At 63.0% G+C, this 565-nt stretch carries 1 protein-coding gene; it reads right to left on the bottom strand.

The features are described from left to right. Positions 1–512: LysR family transcriptional regulator substrate-binding protein (locus P2Q66_RS15645; protein WP_275729594.1), on the bottom strand; the 512-nt coding region annotated here is incomplete at its 3' end. Between the last annotated feature and the right edge of the window lie 53 nt (positions 513–565).

Raw genomic sequence — 565 nt, 5'->3', positions numbered from 1 at the left:
TCGGGTGCTGGTTCGAGATCACCCGCAGCTGAGTGCAATTCCGCGACTTTCAGGAAGGCGCGGGCGGCCGGCGTCAAGTCTTCTTTTCGGCTCAGTATTGCCACGTCCAAGTGGGAAACCGGTTCGATCAACAAAGTCCGCAGCCCGGCTTTATGAGCGGTCGGAGCCCAGGATGAGGGCATGACCGCGTGGCCCACGCCCGCGAGCACCAAGGGAAGGATGGACGTGCGGTGTGCGACCTCGGCGACAATTTCGGTGTTGACCCCGTGGGCCAACGCGTCATCGACAAGCCACCTCATGAGGGATCCGCGCTGGCTGGCGATCAGCCGGTGGCCGGCCAGGTCTTCGCGCTGTATCGACGTTCCAGGGCGGAAGGTGTCCGCCTGCGGGTTGACGATGAGAATCAGTGGCTGGCGTTCCAATTCAAGGACCTGGACCCCTGGAACACGGACAGGCGTGCGGGAGCCCGCCAATCCGATCTCCGTGCTGCCGGACCGGACGGAGTCGATCACTTCTTCAGGAGTAAAGGCTGCGCTGACATTCAGCCGTACGGAAGGATGCAGCC

Origin of the sequence: Arthrobacter sp. Cr_A7 (assembly GCF_029222765.1) — a bacterium.
Lineage (GTDB): Bacteria > Actinomycetota > Actinomycetes > Actinomycetales > Micrococcaceae > Arthrobacter.
The sequence above is the reverse complement of the archived record's forward strand: the minus strand, read 5'-3'. Positions and strand labels throughout refer to the sequence as shown.